Source organism: Streptomyces sp. NPDC029139, from assembly GCF_055564335.1.
Genome location: NZ_JBVHWN010000001.1, coordinates 726900 through 745375, shown reverse-complemented (window position 1 = coordinate 745375; position 18476 = coordinate 726900). Strand labels below are relative to the sequence as shown.

17 protein-coding genes and 1 riboswitch are annotated in these 18476 nt (G+C 72.0%); of the genes, 10 read left to right on the top strand and 7 right to left on the bottom strand.

Annotation, left to right across the window (positions count from 1 at the left end):
* Nucleotides 1-38: 38 nt before the first annotated feature.
* Nucleotides 39-422 (bottom strand): peptidase inhibitor family I36 protein, encoded by a 384-nt coding sequence (locus ACZ4VW_RS03385; protein WP_467957893.1) that lies wholly within the window; start codon nt 420-422, stop codon nt 39-41.
* A 424-nt stretch (nt 423-846) separates the two neighbouring features.
* On the opposite strand from ACZ4VW_RS03385, the gene ACZ4VW_RS03380 reads away from it, so the two are divergent.
* Nucleotides 847-2298, top strand: a complete 1452-nt coding sequence (locus ACZ4VW_RS03380) for a DUF2079 domain-containing protein (protein WP_467957891.1) — start codon at nt 847-849, stop codon at nt 2296-2298.
* An 83-nt stretch (nt 2299-2381) separates the two neighbouring features.
* Here ACZ4VW_RS03380 and ACZ4VW_RS03375 read toward each other — a convergent pair whose 3' ends face one another.
* A complete protein-coding gene (locus ACZ4VW_RS03375; RefSeq protein ID WP_467957889.1) occupies nt 2382-2993 on the bottom strand; it encodes a hypothetical protein in 612 nt (203 codons plus the stop codon).
* Nucleotides 2994-3238: 245 nt separating this feature from the next.
* On the opposite strand from ACZ4VW_RS03375, the gene ACZ4VW_RS03370 reads away from it, so the two are divergent.
* From ACZ4VW_RS03370 to ACZ4VW_RS03360, 3 genes are all read left to right on the top strand, one after another.
* Nucleotides 3239-4099 (top strand): bifunctional methylenetetrahydrofolate dehydrogenase/methenyltetrahydrofolate cyclohydrolase, encoded by an 861-nt coding sequence (locus ACZ4VW_RS03370; RefSeq protein ID WP_467957887.1) that lies wholly within the window; start codon nt 3239-3241, stop codon nt 4097-4099.
* A gap of 2 nt (nt 4100-4101) precedes the next feature.
* Nucleotides 4102-4764 (top strand): DUF3017 domain-containing protein, encoded by a 663-nt coding sequence (locus ACZ4VW_RS03365; protein ID WP_467957885.1) that lies wholly within the window; start codon nt 4102-4104, stop codon nt 4762-4764.
* 373 nt (nt 4765-5137) lie between these two features.
* Nucleotides 5138-6127 carry a malate dehydrogenase gene (locus tag ACZ4VW_RS03360; RefSeq protein WP_467957883.1) on the top strand — a complete coding sequence of 330 codons (990 nt, stop codon included), beginning with the start codon at nt 5138-5140 and terminating at the stop codon, nt 6125-6127.
* Nucleotides 6128-6423: 296 nt separating this feature from the next.
* On the opposite strand, the gene ACZ4VW_RS03355 is transcribed toward ACZ4VW_RS03360, so the two are convergent.
* Nucleotides 6424-6951 carry a carboxymuconolactone decarboxylase family protein gene (locus ACZ4VW_RS03355; RefSeq protein WP_467957881.1) on the bottom strand — a complete coding sequence of 176 codons (528 nt, stop codon included), beginning with the start codon at nt 6949-6951 and terminating at the stop codon, nt 6424-6426.
* A 47-nt stretch (nt 6952-6998) separates the two neighbouring features.
* Between ACZ4VW_RS03355 and pdxR the strand changes: the two genes are divergently transcribed.
* Nucleotides 6999-8429, top strand: a complete 1431-nt coding sequence (gene pdxR, locus ACZ4VW_RS03350) for a MocR-like pyridoxine biosynthesis transcription factor PdxR (protein WP_467957879.1) — start codon at nt 6999-7001, stop codon at nt 8427-8429.
* A 107-nt stretch (nt 8430-8536) separates the two neighbouring features.
* Here pdxR and ACZ4VW_RS03345 read toward each other — a convergent pair whose 3' ends face one another.
* The gene (locus ACZ4VW_RS03345) at nt 8537-9445 is read right to left on the bottom strand and encodes a hypothetical protein (RefSeq protein ID WP_467957877.1); all 909 of its coding nucleotides are present in this window, start codon (nt 9443-9445) and stop codon (nt 8537-8539) included.
* A gap of 76 nt (nt 9446-9521) precedes the next feature.
* On the opposite strand from ACZ4VW_RS03345, the gene ACZ4VW_RS03340 reads away from it, so the two are divergent.
* Together ACZ4VW_RS03340 and ACZ4VW_RS03335 are read left to right on the top strand one after the other, a co-directional pair.
* Nucleotides 9522-9800, top strand: a complete 279-nt coding sequence (locus ACZ4VW_RS03340) for a hypothetical protein (protein WP_467957875.1) — start codon at nt 9522-9524, stop codon at nt 9798-9800.
* 18 nt (nt 9801-9818) lie between these two features.
* Nucleotides 9819-11000: a glutathionylspermidine synthase family protein gene (locus ACZ4VW_RS03335; protein WP_467957873.1), complete on the top strand. Its 1182-nt coding sequence runs from the start codon at nt 9819-9821 to the stop codon at nt 10998-11000.
* Between the two features lie 61 nt (nt 11001-11061).
* On the opposite strand, the gene rocD is transcribed toward ACZ4VW_RS03335, so the two are convergent.
* Complete coding sequence (gene rocD / locus ACZ4VW_RS03330; protein ID WP_467957871.1) at nt 11062-12267, bottom strand: ornithine--oxo-acid transaminase; 1206 nt, start codon at nt 12265-12267, stop codon at nt 11062-11064.
* Between the two features lie 107 nt (nt 12268-12374).
* A riboswitch (ZMP/ZTP riboswitch) is annotated at nt 12375-12465 on the top strand.
* Nucleotides 12466-12616: 151 nt separating this feature from the next.
* Between rocD and ACZ4VW_RS03325 the strand changes: the two genes are divergently transcribed.
* The 3 genes from ACZ4VW_RS03325 to ACZ4VW_RS03315 all read left to right on the top strand — a co-directional run bounded on the left by ACZ4VW_RS03325 (nt 12617) and on the right by ACZ4VW_RS03315 (nt 16118).
* A complete protein-coding gene (locus tag ACZ4VW_RS03325; protein WP_467957869.1) occupies nt 12617-13954 on the top strand; it encodes a serine hydroxymethyltransferase in 1338 nt (445 codons plus the stop codon).
* Nucleotides 13955-14399: 445 nt separating this feature from the next.
* Nucleotides 14400-15413, top strand: coding sequence for a tryptophan--tRNA ligase (gene trpS, locus ACZ4VW_RS03320; protein WP_467957867.1), 1014 nt, complete (start codon nt 14400-14402; stop codon nt 15411-15413).
* Between the two features lie 93 nt (nt 15414-15506).
* Nucleotides 15507-16118, top strand: a complete 612-nt coding sequence (locus ACZ4VW_RS03315; RefSeq protein ID WP_467957865.1) for a 2'-5' RNA ligase family protein — start codon at nt 15507-15509, stop codon at nt 16116-16118.
* Nucleotides 16119-16270: 152 nt separating this feature from the next.
* Here the strand turns inward: ACZ4VW_RS03315 and ACZ4VW_RS03310 are convergent, their stop codons facing one another.
* Both ACZ4VW_RS03310 and ACZ4VW_RS03305 read right to left on the bottom strand, forming a co-directional pair.
* Entirely contained in the window at nt 16271-17026 is a 756-nt protein-coding gene (locus ACZ4VW_RS03310; RefSeq protein WP_467957863.1) for a decaprenylphospho-beta-D-erythro-pentofuranosid-2-ulose 2-reductase, read from the bottom strand.
* Between the two features lie 25 nt (nt 17027-17051).
* Entirely contained in the window at nt 17052-18422 is a 1371-nt protein-coding gene (locus tag ACZ4VW_RS03305; protein WP_467957862.1) for an FAD-binding protein, read from the bottom strand.
* Between the last annotated feature and the right edge of the window lie 54 nt (nt 18423-18476).

Below are 18476 nucleotides of genomic sequence, written 5' to 3'. Positions count from 1 at the left end.
TCACCGCGGTGCGACGACTCGTTCCGCCGGCCGGCGGGTCAGCACCAGCTGGTGCCGTCCCACTTGTGCGAGCGGCCGTTGTCGTTCTGCGAGGTGCCACCCGCGCCCAGCTGGTAGCCCGGGTTGAAGCAGGTGTTCACGGTGGAGTAGTTGGCGTAGGCGTACACCTTCACCGTGACGCTCCAGCGGTTTCTCCAGGAGCTGTCGTTGTCGTAGATCGCCGACTGGTCGGACCAGTTGGCGTCCGCCCCGCTGAAGCGGTACATCGGGTAGTTCGTGTTGAACTCCTTCGCCTGGTAGACGCAGAAGTTGCCGTCGTAGCAGTTCCGGTCGACAGCCTGGGCGGGCGCCGAGGCGACCATCGTCAGACCGGCCGCGGCCGCCGTGCCGAGTACGGCGGACAACACCTTGCGCTTGACCATGTGCTCTTCCTTTCACGTGCCGTGAGTGGGAGAAACGGGTCTTGCCGGTCGAGGAAGCTAGCACAGCGATTCAGGGCTCCGGACGGAACTTTTAGCTCCGCAGGGCGAGTTCGGGCCAGGGCCGGGAAAAGCTGGCCGAAATATCGCAGCGTGATCGAATGATTCCGCTCGTGACGAATCCGTGCGCGAACGCCTCCGCTTCGCCCGCAGCCAGTGGGAATCGCACACAGGCGGGTGAGGGACGGGAGGCGGATGGGAGTGGAGTGGGGAATTCCAACTCCGGTCAATGTGACGCGCATCACACTACCTTGATCCTCTTTCCGTGGGGCCTTCTTACCTGCCGCTCGATCGGAGATTCCGCCGGTCGTGTGCTCTCTGGTCTAATGGGTTGCTCTTTTGTCGGCGGCTGCTAGGTGGGGGCGCGGTGTTGGATGTACAGAACGGGGCTGCGGCGGAGACCGCCGCCCCGGAGACCGGCGCCGGGCCGCCGGACGACAGCCCCGCCCGGGTGCCCCTGCGCCCCTACGTCCTGGTGGCGGGAGTCCTCTGCGCGCTGTACTTCCTCTACTCGTGGGTGCAGTACGAGCAGTTCCGCACGCCGTCCTGGGACCTCGGGATCTTCAACCAGTCCGTCAGGGCCTACGCCGAGCTCCGGGCGCCCGTCGTCGACATCAAGGGCCCCGGCTTCCTCATACTCGGGGACCACTTCAGTCCGGTCACCGCCCTCCTCGCGCCCCTGTACTGGATCTGGTCCTCCCCGCTGGCGCTCCTCTTCGCCCAGGCCGCGCTCTTCGCCGCCTCCGCCGTCGTCGTCGGCCACACCGCGCAGCAGGTGCTCGGCAGCCGCGCGGCCGGCCTGGGCCTCACGGTGGCCTACGGCCTCTCCTGGGGTCTGCAGGAAGCGGTCAAGTCCGACTTCCACGAGATCGCCTTCGCCGTCCCGCTCCTCGCCCTCACCTGCCGGGCCCTGCTCCTGGGGCGCTGGACCGCTGCCGCCGCCTGGTCCGCCCCCCTCGTCCTGGTCAAGGAGGACATGGGGCTCACCGTCGCCATGGTCGGCGCGGTCCTCTTCGTACGGGGGCAGAAGCGCCTCGGCGCCGCCCTCGCCGCGTTCGGCACCGCCTTCTTCGCCCTCACGGTCCTGGTCCTGATCCCCGCCGCGAGCCGGGTCGGCCAGTACGACTACTGGGCCAAGATCGAGAAGTCGAGCGAAGGGGCCGACGTCTCGTTCGCGCACGCCGTGCTCTCGTCGCTCGGCTCCGGCGTCAAGTGGGAGATGCTTTTCTTCCTCGTCGGCATCACCGGGTTCCTCGCCCTGCGCTCCCCGCTGATGCTGCTCGTGCTGCCGACGCTCGGCTGGCGCTTCCTCTCCCAGGACCCGAACCACTGGGGTCTGATCTGGCACTACAGCGCCATCCTGATGCCGGTCGTCTTCCTCGCGCTCGTCGACGCGGTCCGGGCCGTCCGCACCTCACCGCGCGGGTGGCTCGTCGCCTACGGGAAGGTCGCCGTCCCCGTCGTCACGGCGGTCTCCATCGTGGTCGCCCTGGACCTGCCGCTGCGGGAGCTGCTCCGCTCGGAGACGTACCGCACGGACAGCCGGACGCTGGACGCCCGGAGGGCGGTCGACGCGGTGCCGCAGGGGGCGAGCGTGGAGACGAACGTGACGCTCATGGCCCACCTCACGGCGGACCGCACCGTCTACTGGGTGGGCGGGGCGAAGGGCGTCAGCCCCGACTTCCTCGCCCTCGACCTGGACTCGGGCTGGTCTCAGCCGGTGACGGACCCGGTCCAGCTGGCGGCCTCGCTGCACCCGGAGGCGCGGTACGAGGTGGCGTTGCAGGCGGGACAGTTCGCGGTGCTCCGCCGCGTGTGACACGGTATGTACGCAAATGCGAAGGGGCCCGGTTCCGTCTGGAACCGGGCCCCTTCGCGGGTGATCCGTGGCGGATCGGTGGATCAGTACTGCTGGCGCGGGCGGTTGAACCACGCGGACGCCTGCGAGTTCACCATGGAGGCGAGGATGATGCCGCCGATGGCGAGGCTGATGACGCCGCCGGGGACGCTGGTGGGTTCGCCCGAGGCGAAGTTGCCGAGGCCGCCGAGGATCACCAGTGAGGCGTAGATGATCGTGAGGACGCGGATCGCGGTGCCGCCGGTGGCGAACTTCACGGCGAGGAAGATCGCCAGACCGGCGAAGAGCAGCAGGATGAAGACGATGGCGAAGCCCAGCCCGGCCAGGCCGGCCGCGGCGTCCGAGTCGGACGCGCCCGAGGCGGCGGCGATGGCGATGCCGGCGATGATGCCGATGACGATCTGCAGGCCCGCCACGATGAACATGATCACGCGCGCCGCGGTCATCAGGCCGGGCATCTTCGTCGGGCCCTGCGGGTAGCCGCCCACGCCGTACGGCTGGACCGGCGGCGCCTGCGGGTAGCCGTACTGCGGGGGGACGCCCTGCGGAGCCTGCTGCGGGTAGCCGTATCCGGGCTGCTGGCCCTGCGGCTGGCCGTATCCGGGCTGCTGACCCTGCGGCTGGCCGTAGGGGTTGTTCGGGTCGCCGAAGCTCATCGCGGGTTTCCTCCGTGGGTTGTGCGGGGACGACGCGGCCCGCGCGGAGGAACTTCTCACGCCCTATGAGTGATGTGCCCCCCGGCACTGCCCGCGGCACTGCGCGGTAATCGTCGTCGCAGCATCGACTTTTTGTCCAGTCGGAATGCCGGGAGTTGTGCAAGTGCAACCTCTTCGGACGCCCGCCGCGGAGCCGTACGCGGCCGAATTGGAACAAGCGAGGGGTCATCCGGGAGGATGGGGCCATGAGCGCCCAGATTCTCGATGGCAAGGCCACCGCAGCAGCGATCAAGTCCGACCTGACCGCCCGTGTGGCGGCCCTGAAGGAGAAGGGCGTCACGCCCGGCCTCGGCACGATCCTGGTCGGCGACGACCCGGGCAGCCAGAAGTACGTCGCCGGCAAGCACCGCGACTGTGCGCAGGTCGGCATCGCCTCCATCCAGCGCCACCTGCCTGCCACCGCCACCCAGGAAGAGATCGAGGCGGTCGTCCGCGAGCTGAACGAGGACCCGGAGTGCACCGGTTACATCGTCCAACTCCCGCTCCCCAAGGGCATCGACGAGAACCGCATCCTGGAGCTGATGGAGCCGTCCAAGGACGCGGACGGACTGCACCCGACGAACCTCGGCCGTCTCGTCCTGAACGAGCCGGCGCCGCTGCCGTGCACCCCGAACGGCGTCATCACGCTGCTGCGCCGCCACGGCGTGGAGATCAAGGGCGCGGAGGTCGTGGTCGTCGGGCGCGGCGTCACCATCGGGCGCCCCATGCCGCTGCTGCTGACCCGCCGCTCGGAGAACGCGACGGTCACGCAGTGCCACACGGGTACGAAGGACCTGGCCGCGCACCTGCGGCGGGCCGACATCATCATCGCGGCCGCAGGTGTGCCGCACCTGATCAGGCCGGAGGACGTGAAGCCGGGCGCGGCCGTGCTCGACGTCGGCGTCTCGCGCAACGACGAGGGCAAGATCATGGGCGATGTGCACCCGGGAGTCGCCGAGGTCGCCGGCTGGATCTCGCCGAACCCGGGCGGTGTGGGCCCGATGACCCGGGCGCAGCTCCTGGTCAACGTCGTCGAGGCCGCCGAGCGCGCGGCCGAGGCGCTCTGACGATGACCTCGCGCGTGAGCACCCAGGGCGCCACCGGCGCGGAGGACTCGGGCGAGGAACGGGAGACGTCCGCGGCCGAGGACGTCGCGGTGAAGGACGCCGCGGCCGGGGACGTCGCCGCGAGGGACCTGGCGGTCGAGGACCTGGCGGCCGAGGACCTGGCGGCCGAGGACCTCGTGCCCGAGGGCCTGGCGGCCGAGGGCCTCCCCGCGACGTCGCCCGCGCCCAGGGACTCCGCCATGGGCGCGGCCGCCGTGGACACCCCCGGGCGCTCCCGGCGGCCGCCCGCCATGACCACCGACACCGCGCGGCCCGAGGGCGGCGGGCGGGCCGCCCCCGGTGGCGCGCCCGCGCCGGCGCGGCAGTGGCCGTTGCTGACGGTGCTCGGGCTGGCGGCGCTGGGCTTGCTCGTCGTCGGGACGGACCTGTTCCCGCAGTCGTTCCGTATCGGCACGATCCTCGTCGGCGTCGCGCTGCTCACCGGCGCGGGGCTGCGGCGCGCGCTGCCGTCCGTCGGGATGCTCGCCGTACGGTCGCGGTTCACCGACATGGTCACGTACGGGGTCATGGGCGGGCTCATCGTGCTGCTGGCGCTCATGGTGCAGCCGGCTCCGTGGCTGAGGATCCCCTTCCTCGAGGACATCCTCCACCTGACGATCACCTAGACACCCACCCGGTCACGCGCGACCGGTCACGCGCGACGTCACGGCGGCGCCCGTCCTCTCCCCCGAGGGAGGACGGGCGCCGCCTTCAGTCGAGCGTCATGTACCCGCCAATGTGGTTCAAGGGCCGTCAGCGGCTTGTGGCACGGAAGTGACCATTCCGCTACCCCTCCGGGGCGGACCTCCGCCGCCACCGCCCGTAAGGGGGCAGTCGGGTGGCAGTGAGCCGGACCACAAGGGGGTGGGGGTTGGACCGGGCCCGGGTCGGATAGCCTGACCGCTGGATATCTCTTCACATCGAGACACCGATCGATCACAGAGGTATCCAGCATCAGGGGCAGGGACCCCCACCGCCAGCTGTCTTACGGAGATCGCCATGACCCGCACTCCCGTGAATGTCACCGTCACCGGCGCGGCCGGCCAGATCGGTTACGCGCTGCTCTTCCGCATCGCCTCCGGCCACCTGCTCGGCGCGGACGTGCCGGTCAAGCTGCGCCTCCTCGAGATCCCGCAGGGCGTCAAGGCCGCCGAGGGCACCGCCATGGAGCTCGACGACTGCGCCTTCCCGCTGCTCAAGGGCATCGACATCTTCGACGACCCGAACCAGGGCTTCGAGGGCGCGAACGTGGCCCTGCTCGTCGGCGCCCGCCCGCGCACCAAGGGCATGGAGCGCGGCGACCTGCTCGCCGCCAACGGCGGCATCTTCAAGCCGCAGGGCAAGGCCATCAACGACCACGCCGCGGACGACATCAAGGTCCTCGTCGTCGGCAACCCGGCCAACACCAACGCCCTGATCGCCCAGGCCGCGGCCCCGGACGTACCGGCCGAGCGCTTCACCGCGATGACCCGCCTGGACCACAACCGCGCGCTCTCGCAGCTGGCGGCCAAGACCGGCGCGTCCGTCGAGGAGATCAAGCGCCTCACCATCTGGGGCAACCACTCGGCGACCCAGTACCCGGACATCTTCCACGCGGAGATCGCCGGCAAGAACGCCGCCGAGGTCGTCAACGACGAGCAGTGGCTGGCCGACACCTTCATCCCGACCGTCGCCAAGCGTGGCGCCGCGATCATCGAGGCCCGTGGCGCGTCCTCCGCCGCCTCCGCCGCCAACGCCGCCATCGACCACGTCCACACCTGGGTCAACGGCACCAAGGAGGGCGACTGGACCTCCATGGGTATCCCGTCGGACGGCTCCTACGGCGTCCCGGAGGGCCTGATCTCCTCGTTCCCCGTCGTCTGCAAGGACGGCGCGTACGAGATCGTCCAGGGCCTGGACATCAACGAGTTCTCCCGCGCCCGCATCGACGCCTCGGTCCAGGAGCTGGCCGAGGAGCGCGACGCCGTGCGCGAGCTGGGCCTCATCTGAGTCCCGCGCAGCTGAACAAGGGCTCCGCCCCCGGCCGTCCACGGCCGGGGGCGGAGCCCTTTTCCGGCCGGTCTTCCGGCCGGTCTTCCGGCCGCTCTTCCACCGACCCTCTCCGTCCGGCCCGTGGACGGTGGGCTCCTTCACGCCCGTCGCCCACGGAACCGGCCCGGCTCCTCGGTCAGTTCGCCGCCACCCGGGCGACACCCTCCAGGGAACGCGGCAACAGCCGGATCACCGCTCGCGCGGTCGGTGTGCCGGGCGCGCAGGACGCAGGACGTCGGCGGTGGCGGCGGGGCTCACTTCTTGAACTGCCCGGGGGTGTAGTGGCCGGGCGCCGTCCGGGTGGTGACGCCGATCCGGTTCCAGGCGTTGATGACCGTGATCGCACCGATGACCCGGGCGAGTTCGGTCTCGTCGAAGTGGGCGGCCGCCCGCGCGTACACCTCGTCCGGGACGAAGCCGTCGGTGAGGACGGTCACGGCCTCGGTGAGCGCGAGCGCGGCCAGCTCCCGCTCGGTGTAGAAGTGCCGCGACTCCTCCCAGGCCGACAGCTGGACGATCCGCTCGACCGACTCGCCGGCCGCCAGCGCGTCCTTCGTGTGCATGTCGAGGCAGAACGCGCAGCGGTTGATCTGCGAGGCGCGGATCTTGATCAACTCGTAGAGGGTGGGATCGATGTCCTTCGCCGCGGCCTGCTCCAGCCGGATCATCGCCCGGTAGAACTCCGGGACCTGCTCCGCGAAGGCGAGGCGGGGGCCGTGCTCGTGCGCGCGCCCGTTCGTCTCGTCGCCGGTGGCCGAACTCGTCGTGGTCGTGGTCGTCATGCTCCTCACCGTACGGTCACGATGGCTCAGGAGTATGGTCCATTCGCATGGCGAACGACTGGGCCACTTTCGGGGCCGACCTCCATCTGGAGCTGCGGGGCACGGGCCTGCGTACGGGGCTGATGGACGCCCTGCGGGAGGCCGTGCGCAGTGGGCGTCTGGAGGCGGGGGTATGGCTGCCGTCCTCCCGCTCGCTCGCCGCGGATCTGGGCGTGGCGCGCAACACCGTCGCCGACGCGTACGCCGAACTGGTCGCCGAGGGCTGGCTGACGGCCCGGCAGGGGTCCGGAACGCGGGTGGCCCAGCGGGCCGTGCCGCGCCGGACGGCCGGGGCCGGGTCCGGGTCCGGGCCGGGGGCGCGGCCTCCGGTGACGACGCGGCGGGACACCGCCCGCCCGACGTACGACCTGAAGCCGGGCGTGCCGGACCTCGCCTCCTTCCCGCGCGCCGAATGGCTCAAGGCGTCCCGGCGCGCGCTGACGGCCGCGCCCCACGAGGCGTTCGGCTACGGCGATCCGCGTGGCCGGATCGAACTGCGCACCGTGCTCGCCGAATACCTCGCCCGGGCGCGGGGCGTCCACGCCCGTCCGGAACGGATCGTGATCTGTTCCGGCTTCGTGCACGGGCTGATGCTGATGGGCCAGGTCCTGCGCGCCCGCGGCGTGCGGGAGGTGGCGGTCGAGTCGTACGGACTCGACGCCCACTGGGACCTGCTGACCCGCGCGGGACTGCGACTGCCCGCCCTGCCGTACGACGAACTCGGCACCAGGACCGAGGGGTTGGCCGCCATGAAGGGCGTCGGCGCCGTGCTGATGACGGCGGCCCACCAGTTCCCGCTCGGCGGCGCGCTCCACCCCGACCGGCGGGTCGCGGCGATCGACTGGGCGCGGGCCTCGGGCGGCCTGGTCCTGGAGGACGACTACGACGGCGAGTTCCGCTACGACCGCCGGCCCGTGGGCGCGCTCCAGGGCCTCGATCCCGAGCGGGTTGTCTACATGGGCACCTCCAGCAAGTCCATGGCGCCCGGTCTCCGGCTGGCGTGGATGGTGTTGCCGGCCGACCTCGTCGACGAGGTGGTGGCGGCGAGGGGCCGGGTGGACTGGGTGTCCAGCTCGCTGGAGCAGCTGACCTTCGCGGAGTTCCTCGCCTCGGGCGCGTACGACCGGCATGTCCGGGCGATGCGGCTGCGCTACCGGCGGCGCCGTGACGCCCTGGTGGAGGCGGTGGCCGCGCACGCCCCGGAGACCCGGGTGAGCGGCATCGCGGCCGGCCTCCACGCGGTCCTGGAACTCCCGACGGGCCTGGAGCCCGCGGTCCTGCGTTCCGCCGCCTGGCAGGGCCTGGCGCTCCTCGGCCTCAACCGCTTCCGCCACCCCGACGTACCGACGACCCAGGACGGCCTGGTGGTCGGCTACGCGACGCCCCCGGACAGCGGCTGGGCGGGCGCCCTGGCCGCGCTGTGCCGGGTGCTGCCGTAGGCGCCCAGCGGCCTCGTGGGCGGCCTCGTGGGCGGCCTTGTGGGCGGCCTCGGGGGTGACCGGTCGGCGGACACTCCCCCTACGCCCTACGCCCTACGCCCTACGCCCTACGCCCCCGGCTTCCTCCCGCCCCGCGCCTCGGCCTCCGCTTCCCCCGCTTCCTCCACCACCTTCGCTTCCTCCAGAGCGCCCACCGCCGGCGCCGGAGGCTCCCCGAAGCGAGCCAGGACCAGGGCGCCGGCCACCGCGATCGTGAAGCCGAGGATCGCCGCCCACGCCAGGCCCTCACGCGTGCGGTCGCCGAGCCAGACCACGCCGATGAGCGCCGGGCCGATCGTCTCCCCGAGGACCGCGCCCGCGGTCGCCGTCGTCACCGAACCCCGCTGGAGCGCCGAGGTCAGCAGCAGGTACGCGGCGCCGCCGCCGACGAGCAGGGCGTACCAGGCGGGATTGGCGAAGTCGGGCCCGTCGATCAGCCGGACCGCCACCTCCACCACCCCGAAGCCGAAGCCGGCGCCCAGCCCCAGTGCCAGGGCCCGCGGCCGGTTCGGCAGCCGCCCCGCCACGACGCCGATCCCGAGGACCCCGAAGGCGGTCGCGAGCATCGCCCAGCGCAGGGCCGGCGTGCCGTGGCCCTCACCCTCCGTCCCCGAGGCGAAGGCCAGCATCGCCAGCCCGCCGCAGACCACGGCCACCGCAGCCCACTCCGTCCGGCTCAGCCGGACCTTCAGCATCCGCGAGCAGACCACGGCGGTGACCGCCAGGCTGGCCGCGAGCGCCGCGCCGACCGTGTAGATCGGCAGGGTGAGCAGGGCGACGACCTGCAGTCCGAAGCCGATCCAGTCCAGGGAGAGTCCGGCCAGGTACCGCCACTGCCGCAGCGCGCCCCAGAACAGGACCACATCGACCCCACCGCCCGTCCCCGGACTCGCGGCCCGCGCGCCGAGCGCCTGCAACACCGACGCCACACCGAAGCAGACCGAGGATCCCAGCGCACAAATCAACCCGAAGAGCACAAAGGGACTCTAGTGCGAGGCCGCTCGGCCACCGGCCTAAACTGTGCGGTCGCGACCATGGATGGGGAGGACTGACATGCGCAGGCTGAGGTCGAGCACGGTCGTGCTCGGCGGTATGGGGGTGCTCGCGGCGACGATCACCTCCTGCGGATCCGAGCCGGACAGGCGGTGTGTCGACCCGCTCACGCGCGACAAGCTGCCGAGCTACGAGTGCGAGAGCGGCAGCGGCAGCTCGACCCGTGGCTCGTACTACTACGGCGGCCGGGTGACCGACAACAAGGTCAGCGGCGGCAGCTTCGACAAGACCGCGGTCGACACCGGCGGTTTCGGCTGCTCCGGTTCCGGCGGCGGCTGAGCGGACGGACCGTACGACATGCGGCGGCACACGACCGAACCCCGGCCCGACTGGCAGCGGACGGTGGAGGAGCAGGGGCTCGTCTATCCCGTCACCCGCTACCCCGACGGCTCCCTGCGCCCGTACTGGGACGAGAGCGCGTACTACTCCTTCACCCTGCCCGAGGTCGAGGCCCTGGAGGAGGTCGTCGAGGAACTGCACGCCATGTGTCTGGCGGCGGCCGCGCACATCGTCGAGCAGGACCGGTTCGCCGATCTCGGCCTGACCGATCCCCGGCTCGCCGCCCGTGTCGCCGAGTCCTGGCGCCGCCGGGCCGAACTGCCCAGCCTCTACGGCCGGTTCGACTTGCGCTACGACGGTACGGGCCCGGCCAAGATGCTGGAGTACAACGCCGACACCCCCACCTCCCTGGTCGAGGCCGCCAGCCCGCAGTGGTTCTGGATGGAGGAGCGCTTCCCCGGCGCCGACCAGTGGAACTCGCTCCACGAGCGGCTCGTCGACGCCTGGAAGCGGCAGGCCGCGCTGCTGCCGCCCGGGCCCGTGCACTTCGTCCACTCCGACGGCGACGAGCTCGGCGAGGACCTGATGACGGTCGCGTACCTGCGCGAGACCGCGCAGCAGGCCGGGCTCGACACGGAGGCGCTGTCGGTCGAACAGATCGGCTGGGACCGCCTTTCGGGGCGGTTCGTGGACGACCGGCTGCGGTTCATCCGCAGCTGCTTCAAGCTCTACCCGTGGGAGTGGCTGGCCACCGACCGCTTCGGCCCGTACGTCCTGGACACCCTCGACAACGGCGGCGGTACGGGCACGACCTGCTGGATCGAACCCGCCTGGAAGATGCTGCTCTCCAACAAGGCGCTCCTCGCGATCCTCTGGGAGCTGTACCCGGGCCACCCCAACCTGCTGCCGGCGTACCTCGACGGCCCGCGCGAGCTGGCCGCGACCGGGGGGTACGTCGCCAAGCCGCTCCTCGGCCGCGAGGGCGCGGGCGTCACGGTCCACGAGCCGGGCGCCCCGGCCGTCGTCCGGGAAGAACCCTGCTGCTACCAGGAGCTGGCCCCGCTGCCGGACTTCGAGGGCAACCGGGTGGTGCTCGGCGCCTGGGTCGTCGAGGACGAGGCCGCGGGGCTCGGCATCCGGGAGTCGGCGGGCCTGATCACCGACGAGTACGCCCGCTTCCTGCCGCACGTCATCCTGTGACGTGAACGGAGCCGGTGTCCGGGGCGGGCGGAGCGCGCGCCCCGGACACCGGCTCACCCGGTCAGTCCGACAGCACCGCCCGCAGCTGCTCCAGGCCCCAGTCCAGATCCTCCTTGCCGATCACCAGCGGCGGTGCGATCCGGATCGTCGAACCGTGCGTGTCCTTCACCAGCACACCCCGGTCCATCAGCTTCTCGGAGATCTCCCGGCCCGTACCCCGGGACGGCACGATGTCCACGCCGGCCCACAGCCCCCGCCCCCGCACCGCCTCGACGGCTCCTCCGCCCACCAGCAGCCCCAGTTCGGCGTGCAGATGCTCGCCCAGCTCGGTCGCCCGCTGCTGGTACTCCCCGGTCCGCAGCATCGCGATCACCTCCAGCGCCACCGCGCACGCCAGCGGGTTCCCGCCGAACGTCGAGCCGTGCTCGCCCGGCCGGAACACACCGAGCACCTCACGGTCGGCGACCACCGCCGAGACCGGGACGACACCGCCGCCCAGCGCCTTGCCCAGGATGTACACGTCCGGCACCACGCCCTCGTGCTCGCAGGCGAACGTCCGCCCCGTCCGGCCGAGACCCGACTGGATCTCGTCCGCCATGAACAGCACGTTTCGCTCGCGGGTCAACTCCCGCACCCCGCGCAGATATCCGGCGGGCGGGACGAGGACCCCCGCCTCGCCCTGGATCGGCTCCAGGAGCACCGCCACGGTGTGCGCGGTGACCGCGGCGTCCATCGCCGTCAGATCGCCGTACGGGACGATCTCGAACCCCGGCGTGTACGGGCCGTAGTGGTCCCGCGCCTCGTGATCCGTGGAGAAGCTGACGATCGTCGTCGTACGGCCGTGGAAGTTGTTCGCCGCGACCACGATCTTCGCGTGCCCGTCCGGCACGCCCTTGACCTCGTACCCCCACTTCCGCGCGGTCTTCACGGCCGTCTCGACCGCCTCCGCGCCCGTGTTCATCGGCAGGACCATCTCCTTGCCGCACAGCTCCGCGAGCCGCGTGCAGAACTCCGCGAACCGGTCGTGGTGGAACGCCCTCGACGTGAGCGTCACCCGCTCCAGCTGCGCCCGAGCGGCGTCGATCAGCCTCCGGTTGCCGTGCCCGAAGTTGAGGGCCGAGTACCCGGCGAGCATGTCGAGGTAGCGGCGGCCCTCGACATCGGTCATCCATGCCCCGTCCGCCGAGGCGACGACGAGGGGCAGGGGGTGGTAGTTGTGAGCGCTGTGCGCCTCCGCGGAAGCGATCGCGTCTTGCGTTCTCGACACGGGATCTCCGTTCGTCCTGCGGCCTGGGGCGGGTGTGGCCCCTTTTTCTATCGTCGCTCGGATGCCGGACGAGGAAACCTGGGTGACGGCGCGCCCGCTAGGCTGGAAACACGCGCGGCGACTGGCGTACGGGGAAGCGACCCCGGGGGAGCCGCGCGCGGCAGACCACACGAGGTGCCGCCCGCCTGGGCACCACGGGATCCCGAACGTCCCGTGTGGGTGCCGCCCGCCCCCTGCCTTCGGCGGGTGAGCCCCCAGCTCGCACCACGGGAATCCGAGAGGTCCCGTGTGGCGCAGGCCGGAATCCGCGTCGCGCCCCGGGATCCGCCGATACGCCCGGAGGAACGCCATGAACGCCACCCCGCACGCCGCGGATCTTCCCGCCCACCACGCTGCCGATCTCCCCGGCCACAATGCTGCCGATCTTCCCGCCCACCACCCGGCGCTGGCCGCCACCGACCCCGAACTCGCCGCGCTCGTCGGCGCCGAGGAGCGCCTGCAGGCCGAGACCCTGCGGCTGATCCCCAGCGAGAACTACGTGTCCCAGGCCGTCCTCGAAGCCTCCGGCACCGTCCTGCAGAACAAGTACAGCGAGGGCTACCCCGGCCGCCGGTACTACGAGGGCCAGCAGAACATCGACCAGGTCGAGACCCTCGCCGTCGAGCGCGCCAAGGCCCTCTTCGGCGTCGACCACGCCAACGTCCAGCCCTACTCCGGCTCCCCGGCCAACCTCGCCGTCTACCTCGCCTTCGCCGAGCCCGGCGACACCGTGATGGGCATGGCCCTGCCGATGGGCGGCCACCTCACCCACGGCTGGGGCGTCTCCGCGACCGGCACGTGGTTCCGGGGCGTGCAGTACGGCGTACGCCGGGACACGGGGCTCATCGACTTCGACGAGGTCCGGGAGCTCGCCCTCAAGGAGCGGCCCAAGGTGATCTTCTGCGGCGGCACCGCACTGCCCCGCACGATGGACTTCGCCGCCTTCGGCGAGATCGCCCGCGAGTGCGGGGCCGTGCTCGTCGCCGACGTCGCCCACATCGCCGGCCTGATCGCCGGCGGCGCCCACCCCTCCCCGGTCCCGCACGTCGACGTCATCTCGACCACCACCCACAAGACCCTGCGCGGCCCGCGCGGCGCCATGCTGATGTCCCGCGAGGAACACGCCAAGGCCCTCGACAAGGCCGTCTTCCCCGGCCTCCAGGGCGGCCCGCACAACCAGACCACCGCCGCGATCGCCGTCGCCCTGCGCGAGGCGGCCCAGCCCTCCTTCCGCGACTACGCCCACGCGGTCGTCGCCAACGCCAAGGCCCTCGCCGAGGCGCTCCTCGCCCGCGGCTTCGACCTGGTCTCCGGCGGCACCGACAACCACCTGATCCTGATGGACCTCACCCCCAAGGAGGTCCCGGGCAAGATCGCCGCGAAGGCCCTCGACCGGGCCGGGATCGTCGTCAACTACAACACCGTCCCGTACGACCCCCGGAAGCCCTTCGACCCCTCCGGCGTCCGCATCGGCACCCCTTCCCTCACCTCCCGCGGTCTCGGTACGGAACACATGGCGCAGGTCGCCGACTGGATCGACCGCGGTGTCGCCGCGGCCGGCTCGGGCGACGAGGACGCGCTCCGCACGATCCGCGCCGAGGTCGCCGACCTGATGGCGTCCTTCCCGGCCCCGGGCCTCCCAGCCTGATCCCGCGCGGGGGCTCGGCCCGCCGACTCGGCGTCTCGGCGACGGGGCGGGCCTTCTCCGGGGACGGCCCACCCTCCGGGCGCGGGGCCAGGGCTCCCGCGTTCCTCGTCCGGAGAAGCGCGGGGCCACCCCGCCGCGCGTGGCGAGGAACCCGCACCTCCCGCTCGCGACCGTCATCGGCTCCGACCGCCCGCCGGCGGGCCGGCGCCGCACCACCGAGCGCGTGTGTTCCTCGTCTCATCGGCCACGACCGCAGCCGCCACGGCCGGAACGCGGCACCTCCCGGAACCGCCCCGGCGAGCGGTACGCCATGAGGAAGCCCCGCTGCCCCACGCACCCGTCCGATCACGGCTTCCCGCCGAGGACCAGGCCCCCTCCCGCCTCGTCGCAGGGTTGGTACACCGGCAGTCCGGGATCGGTTCCCACACCTGAGAGAATGAGGAACATGGCCTCTGATCGTCCTCGCGCACTCTCCGGCATCCAGCCCACCGCGGGCTCGTTCCACCTCGGCAACTACCTCGGTGCGATCCGTCAGTACGTCGCGCTGCAGGAGTCCCACGACGCCTTCTACATGGTCGTGGACCTGCACGCGATCACGGTTCCCCAGGACCCGGCCGAGCTGCGCGCCAACACCCGGCTCGCCGCCGCCCAGCTGCTCGCCTCCGGCCTCGACCCGGACCGCTGCACCCTCTTCGTCCAGAGCCACGTCCCCGAGCACGCGCAGCTCGGCTGGGTCATGAACTGCCTGACCGGGTTCGGCGAGGCCTCCCGTATGACGCAGTTCAAGGACAAGTCCGCCAAGCAGGGCGCCGACCGCGCCACCGTCGGCCTCTTCACGTACCCGATCCTCCAGGTCGCCGACATCCTGCTCTACCAGGCGAACCACGTTCCGGTCGGCGAGGACCAGCGCCAGCACATCGAGCTGACCCGCGACCTCGCGGAGCGGTTCAACGGCCGGTTCGGCGAGACGTTCACCGTCCCGGAGCCGCACATCGTCAAGGAGACCGGGAAGATCTACGACCTCCAGGACCCGACGATCAAGATGAGCAAGTCGGCGTCCACCCCCAAGGGTCTGATCAACCTGCTCGACGAGCCGAAGGCGACGGCGAAGAAGGTCAAGAGCGCGGTCACCGACACGGACACGGTCATCCGCTTCGACCCGGTGAACAAGGCGGGCGTCTCCAACCTGCTCACCATCATGTCCACGCTCACCGGGACGGCCGTCGCCGACCTGGAGAAGAGCTACGAGGGCAAGATGTACGGAGCGCTGAAGACCGACCTGGCCGAGGTCATGGTGGACTTCGTCACGCCGTTCCGGACCCGTACGCAGGAATATCTGGACGACCCGGAGACGCTGGACTCCCTCCTGGCCAAGGGCGCGGAGAAGGCCCGCGCGGTCGCCGCGGAGACCCTGGCGCAGACCTACGACAGGGTGGGCTTCCTGCCCGCCAAGCACTGAGTCCGAGGACCCTGGCCTCAAGGGTGGTGCAGGCCGCACACTGGCGGCTGAACCACCCACCATCCCGAAGAGACGACGACGGAGGAGAACGACGTGGGGACCGTAACGCTCGGCGTTTCGATCGCGGTCCCGGAGCCCTACGGCAGCCTGCTCCAGGAGGCGCGCGCGGGCTTCGGGGATCCCGCCGCGCACGGCATCCCCACGCACGTCACCCTCCTCCCGCCGACGGAGGCCGACGGTGAGCGGCTGCCGGCGATCCGGGCGCATCTCGCCGAGGTCGCGGCCGGTGTCCGCCCCTTCCCGATCCGCCTGAGCGGAACCGGAACGTTCCGCCCGCTGTCGCCGGTCGTCTACGTCCGCCTCGCCGAGGGCGTCTCCGCCTGCGCCTGGCTCCAGGAGCGGGTGCGGGACGAGTCGGGACCGCTCGTGCGCGAGCTGCAGTTCCCGTACCACCCGCACGTCACGGTGGCGCACGGCATCTCCGAGGAGGCGATGGACCGGGCGTACGAGGAGCTGGCCGACTTCGAGGCCGCCTGGACCTGCTCGTCCTTCGCGCTCTACGAGCAGGGCTCGGACGGGGTGTGGCGCAAGCTGCACACGTACGAGTTCGGCGGCGGCCGCCCCGTCTCCACCGTCCCGCCCCAGGGCGCCCCGGTCGACACGCCGACCCCGGCCACCGGCTGTCCCTCCGGGCCGCACCGGTAGGCCCCCGGGGCCTCACTCGCCCCCGGCGCCCGTCAGCAGCGGCCCAGGGCCCGCGCCGGCGGCCCAGGGCCCCCGCCGCAGGCCCGGGACCCCGCCGCCGACCTGCCGGGGCCGTGCGGGCAGCCCCCGGGGCCGCACCGCCGGAGCCGGGATCACATCGGAAGACGTCGGAACACCGGCCTCGGGACGTGCCGCAGCGCCGACATCACCATCCGCAGCGCCCCCGGCACCCACACCGTCTCCGAGCGGCGCCGCAGCCCCAGCTCGATCGCCCGGGCCACATCCTCCGGCGTGGTCGCCAGCGGAGCCTCCTCCCGACCGGCCGTCATCCGCGACCGCACGAACCCGGGGCGCACGACCATCACGTGCACCCCCGTCCCGTGCAGCGCGTCCCCGAGCCCCTGCGCGAACGCGTCGAGACCGGCCTTGGACGAGCCGTAGATAAAGTTGGCGCGCCGGGCGCGCTCCCCGGCCACGGAGGAGAGCACCACCAGCGAGCCGTGCCCCTGCGCCTGCAGCGCCGCCGCGCAGACGAGCCCGGCGGAGACCGCCCCCGTGTAGTTGGTCTGCGCGACCCGGACGGCGGCGAGCGGATCGGCCTCGTCGTGGGCCTGGTCGCCCAGAATCCCGAAGGCGAGCAGCACCATGTCGATGTCGCCCTCGGTGAAGATCTTGCCGAGGCGCTCCGCGTGCGACTCGGTGTCGAGCGCGTCGAAGGGGACGGTGCGCACCTCCGCTCCCAGCGCCCGCAGCGAGTCGGCGGCGGTGGTCAGGGCGGGGGAGGGCCTCCCGGCGAGCCAGACCGTACGGGTGCGGCGGGCGATCAGCCGACGGGCGGTGGCCAGCCCGATCTCGGAGGTGCCACCGAGGAGAAGCAGGGACTGCGGGGTACCGAAGGCGTCCTTCATGACGATCAAACTCCTCAGAGAGCAATCACAGGGCGAGACGACGGGAGAGGTCGGAGGTGAAGACGGACCGCGGGTCCAGCACGGCGCGCAGCGCCTGGAAGTCGGCGAGCCGCGGATACATGGCGTGCAGCAGTTCGGGCCGCAGCCGGGAGTCCTTCGCGAGATAGACCCGGCCGCCCGCGCCCACCACCTCCTCGTCCAGCTCGTCGAGGAACGCGCCGAGTCCCGAGAGACGGGCCGGGATGTCGAGCGCGAGCGTCCAGCCGGGCACGGGGAACGAGAGCCAGCCCGGGTCTTCCTCGCCGAAGCGCTTCAGCACGGCGAGGAACGACGGGCAGCCGCGCCGCGCGATCCGCTTCACGACTCTGCGCAGGGTCTCCTCCTGTCCGTGGCCGACGACGAACTGGTACTGCACGAAGCCGCCGCGCCCGTAGATCCGGTTCCAGTGCGGGACGCCGTCCAGGGGGTGGAAGAAGGTGGAGATCCGCTGGAGTTCGCCGGTGCGGCGGCGGGGCGCCCTGCGGTACCAGACCTCGTTGAACAGCCCGACCGTGGCGCGCCCGAGCAGCCCCTCGGGGACGAGTGCGGGCGCGGCCGGCAGCCGCCCGGGACGGAAGGCCAGGGGCTCGCGGCGGGCCCGGCGGTCCCGGACGGGGATCGCGTCGTACGGGGCATGGTCACCGCGCGTGAGGACGGACCGGCCGGTGGCGGCGCCGCGGGCGAGGAGGTCGATCCAGGCGACCGAGTACCGGTAGCGGTGATCGGTGGCGGTGAGACGGGTCATCAGGTCGTCGAGGTCCGTGGCGCGTTCGGTGTCCACGGACATCAGCGAGGTCTCGACGGGCAGGAGCCGGAGGGTCGCGGAGAGGATCACACCGGTCAGGCCCATGCCGCCGGCGGTGGCGTCGAAGAGATCGGTGCCGGCGGCGACGGTACGGATCTCCCCGTCGGCGGTGAGCAGTTCGAGGGAGGTCACATGGCGGGTGAACGAGCCGGAGACGTGGTGGTTCTTCCCGTGGATGTCGGCGCCGATCGCGCCGCCGACGGTGACGTAACGGGTCCCCGGGGTGACGGGGACGAACCAGCCCAGCGGGAGCAGCACCTCCATCAGCCGGTGCAGGCTCACGCCCGCGTCGCAGACGACGACGCCCGCGGTGGCGTCGATCGAGCGGACGCGGTCGAGTCCGGTCATGTCGAGGACGGAGCCGCCGGCGTTCTGGGCGGCGTCGCCGTAGGCGCGGCCCAGGCCGCGGGCGATGGATCCGCGGGCACCGCACGCCCGGACCGCTTCGGACGCCTCCTCGTACGTACGGGGGCGGTGCACGCGCGCGAGGGTGGGCGCGGTGCGGCCCCAGCCGGTGAGGGGTGCGAGGGGGGTGTCGGTCTCGGCAGCCATGGACGTGACCGTATCGCCCGCCATGTGGTGTATGCCTGCTTTGTTGCGGGTTCG

What these genes read in the sequence shown, in the direction of transcription:
- ACZ4VW_RS03385 (WP_467957893.1), bottom strand. Translation starts at nt 422, where the DNA reads ATGGTCAAGCGCAAGGTGTTGTCCGCCGTACTCGGCACGGCGGCCGCG.
- ACZ4VW_RS03375 (WP_467957889.1), bottom strand. Translation starts at nt 2,993, where the DNA reads ATGAGCTTCGGCGACCCGAACAACCCCTACGGCCAGCCGCAGGGTCAG.
- ACZ4VW_RS03370 (WP_467957887.1), top strand. Translation starts at nt 3,239, where the DNA reads ATGAGCGCCCAGATTCTCGATGGCAAGGCCACCGCAGCAGCGATCAAG.
- ACZ4VW_RS03365 (WP_467957885.1), top strand. Translation starts at nt 4,102, where the DNA reads ATGACCTCGCGCGTGAGCACCCAGGGCGCCACCGGCGCGGAGGACTCG.
- ACZ4VW_RS03360 (WP_467957883.1), top strand. Translation starts at nt 5,138, where the DNA reads ATGACCCGCACTCCCGTGAATGTCACCGTCACCGGCGCGGCCGGCCAG.
- ACZ4VW_RS03355 (WP_467957881.1), bottom strand. Translation starts at nt 6,951, where the DNA reads ATGACGACCACGACCACGACGAGTTCGGCCACCGGCGACGAGACGAAC.
- pdxR (WP_467957879.1), top strand. Translation starts at nt 6,999, where the DNA reads ATGGCGAACGACTGGGCCACTTTCGGGGCCGACCTCCATCTGGAGCTG.
- ACZ4VW_RS03340 (WP_467957875.1), top strand. Translation starts at nt 9,522, where the DNA reads ATGCGCAGGCTGAGGTCGAGCACGGTCGTGCTCGGCGGTATGGGGGTG.
- ACZ4VW_RS03335 (WP_467957873.1), top strand. Translation starts at nt 9,819, where the DNA reads ATGCGGCGGCACACGACCGAACCCCGGCCCGACTGGCAGCGGACGGTG.
- ACZ4VW_RS03325 (WP_467957869.1), top strand. Translation starts at nt 12,617, where the DNA reads ATGAACGCCACCCCGCACGCCGCGGATCTTCCCGCCCACCACGCTGCC.
- trpS (WP_467957867.1), top strand. Translation starts at nt 14,400, where the DNA reads ATGGCCTCTGATCGTCCTCGCGCACTCTCCGGCATCCAGCCCACCGCG.
- ACZ4VW_RS03310 (WP_467957863.1), bottom strand. Translation starts at nt 17,026, where the DNA reads ATGAAGGACGCCTTCGGTACCCCGCAGTCCCTGCTTCTCCTCGGTGGC.
- ACZ4VW_RS03305 (WP_467957862.1), bottom strand. Translation starts at nt 18,422, where the DNA reads ATGGCTGCCGAGACCGACACCCCCCTCGCACCCCTCACCGGCTGGGGC.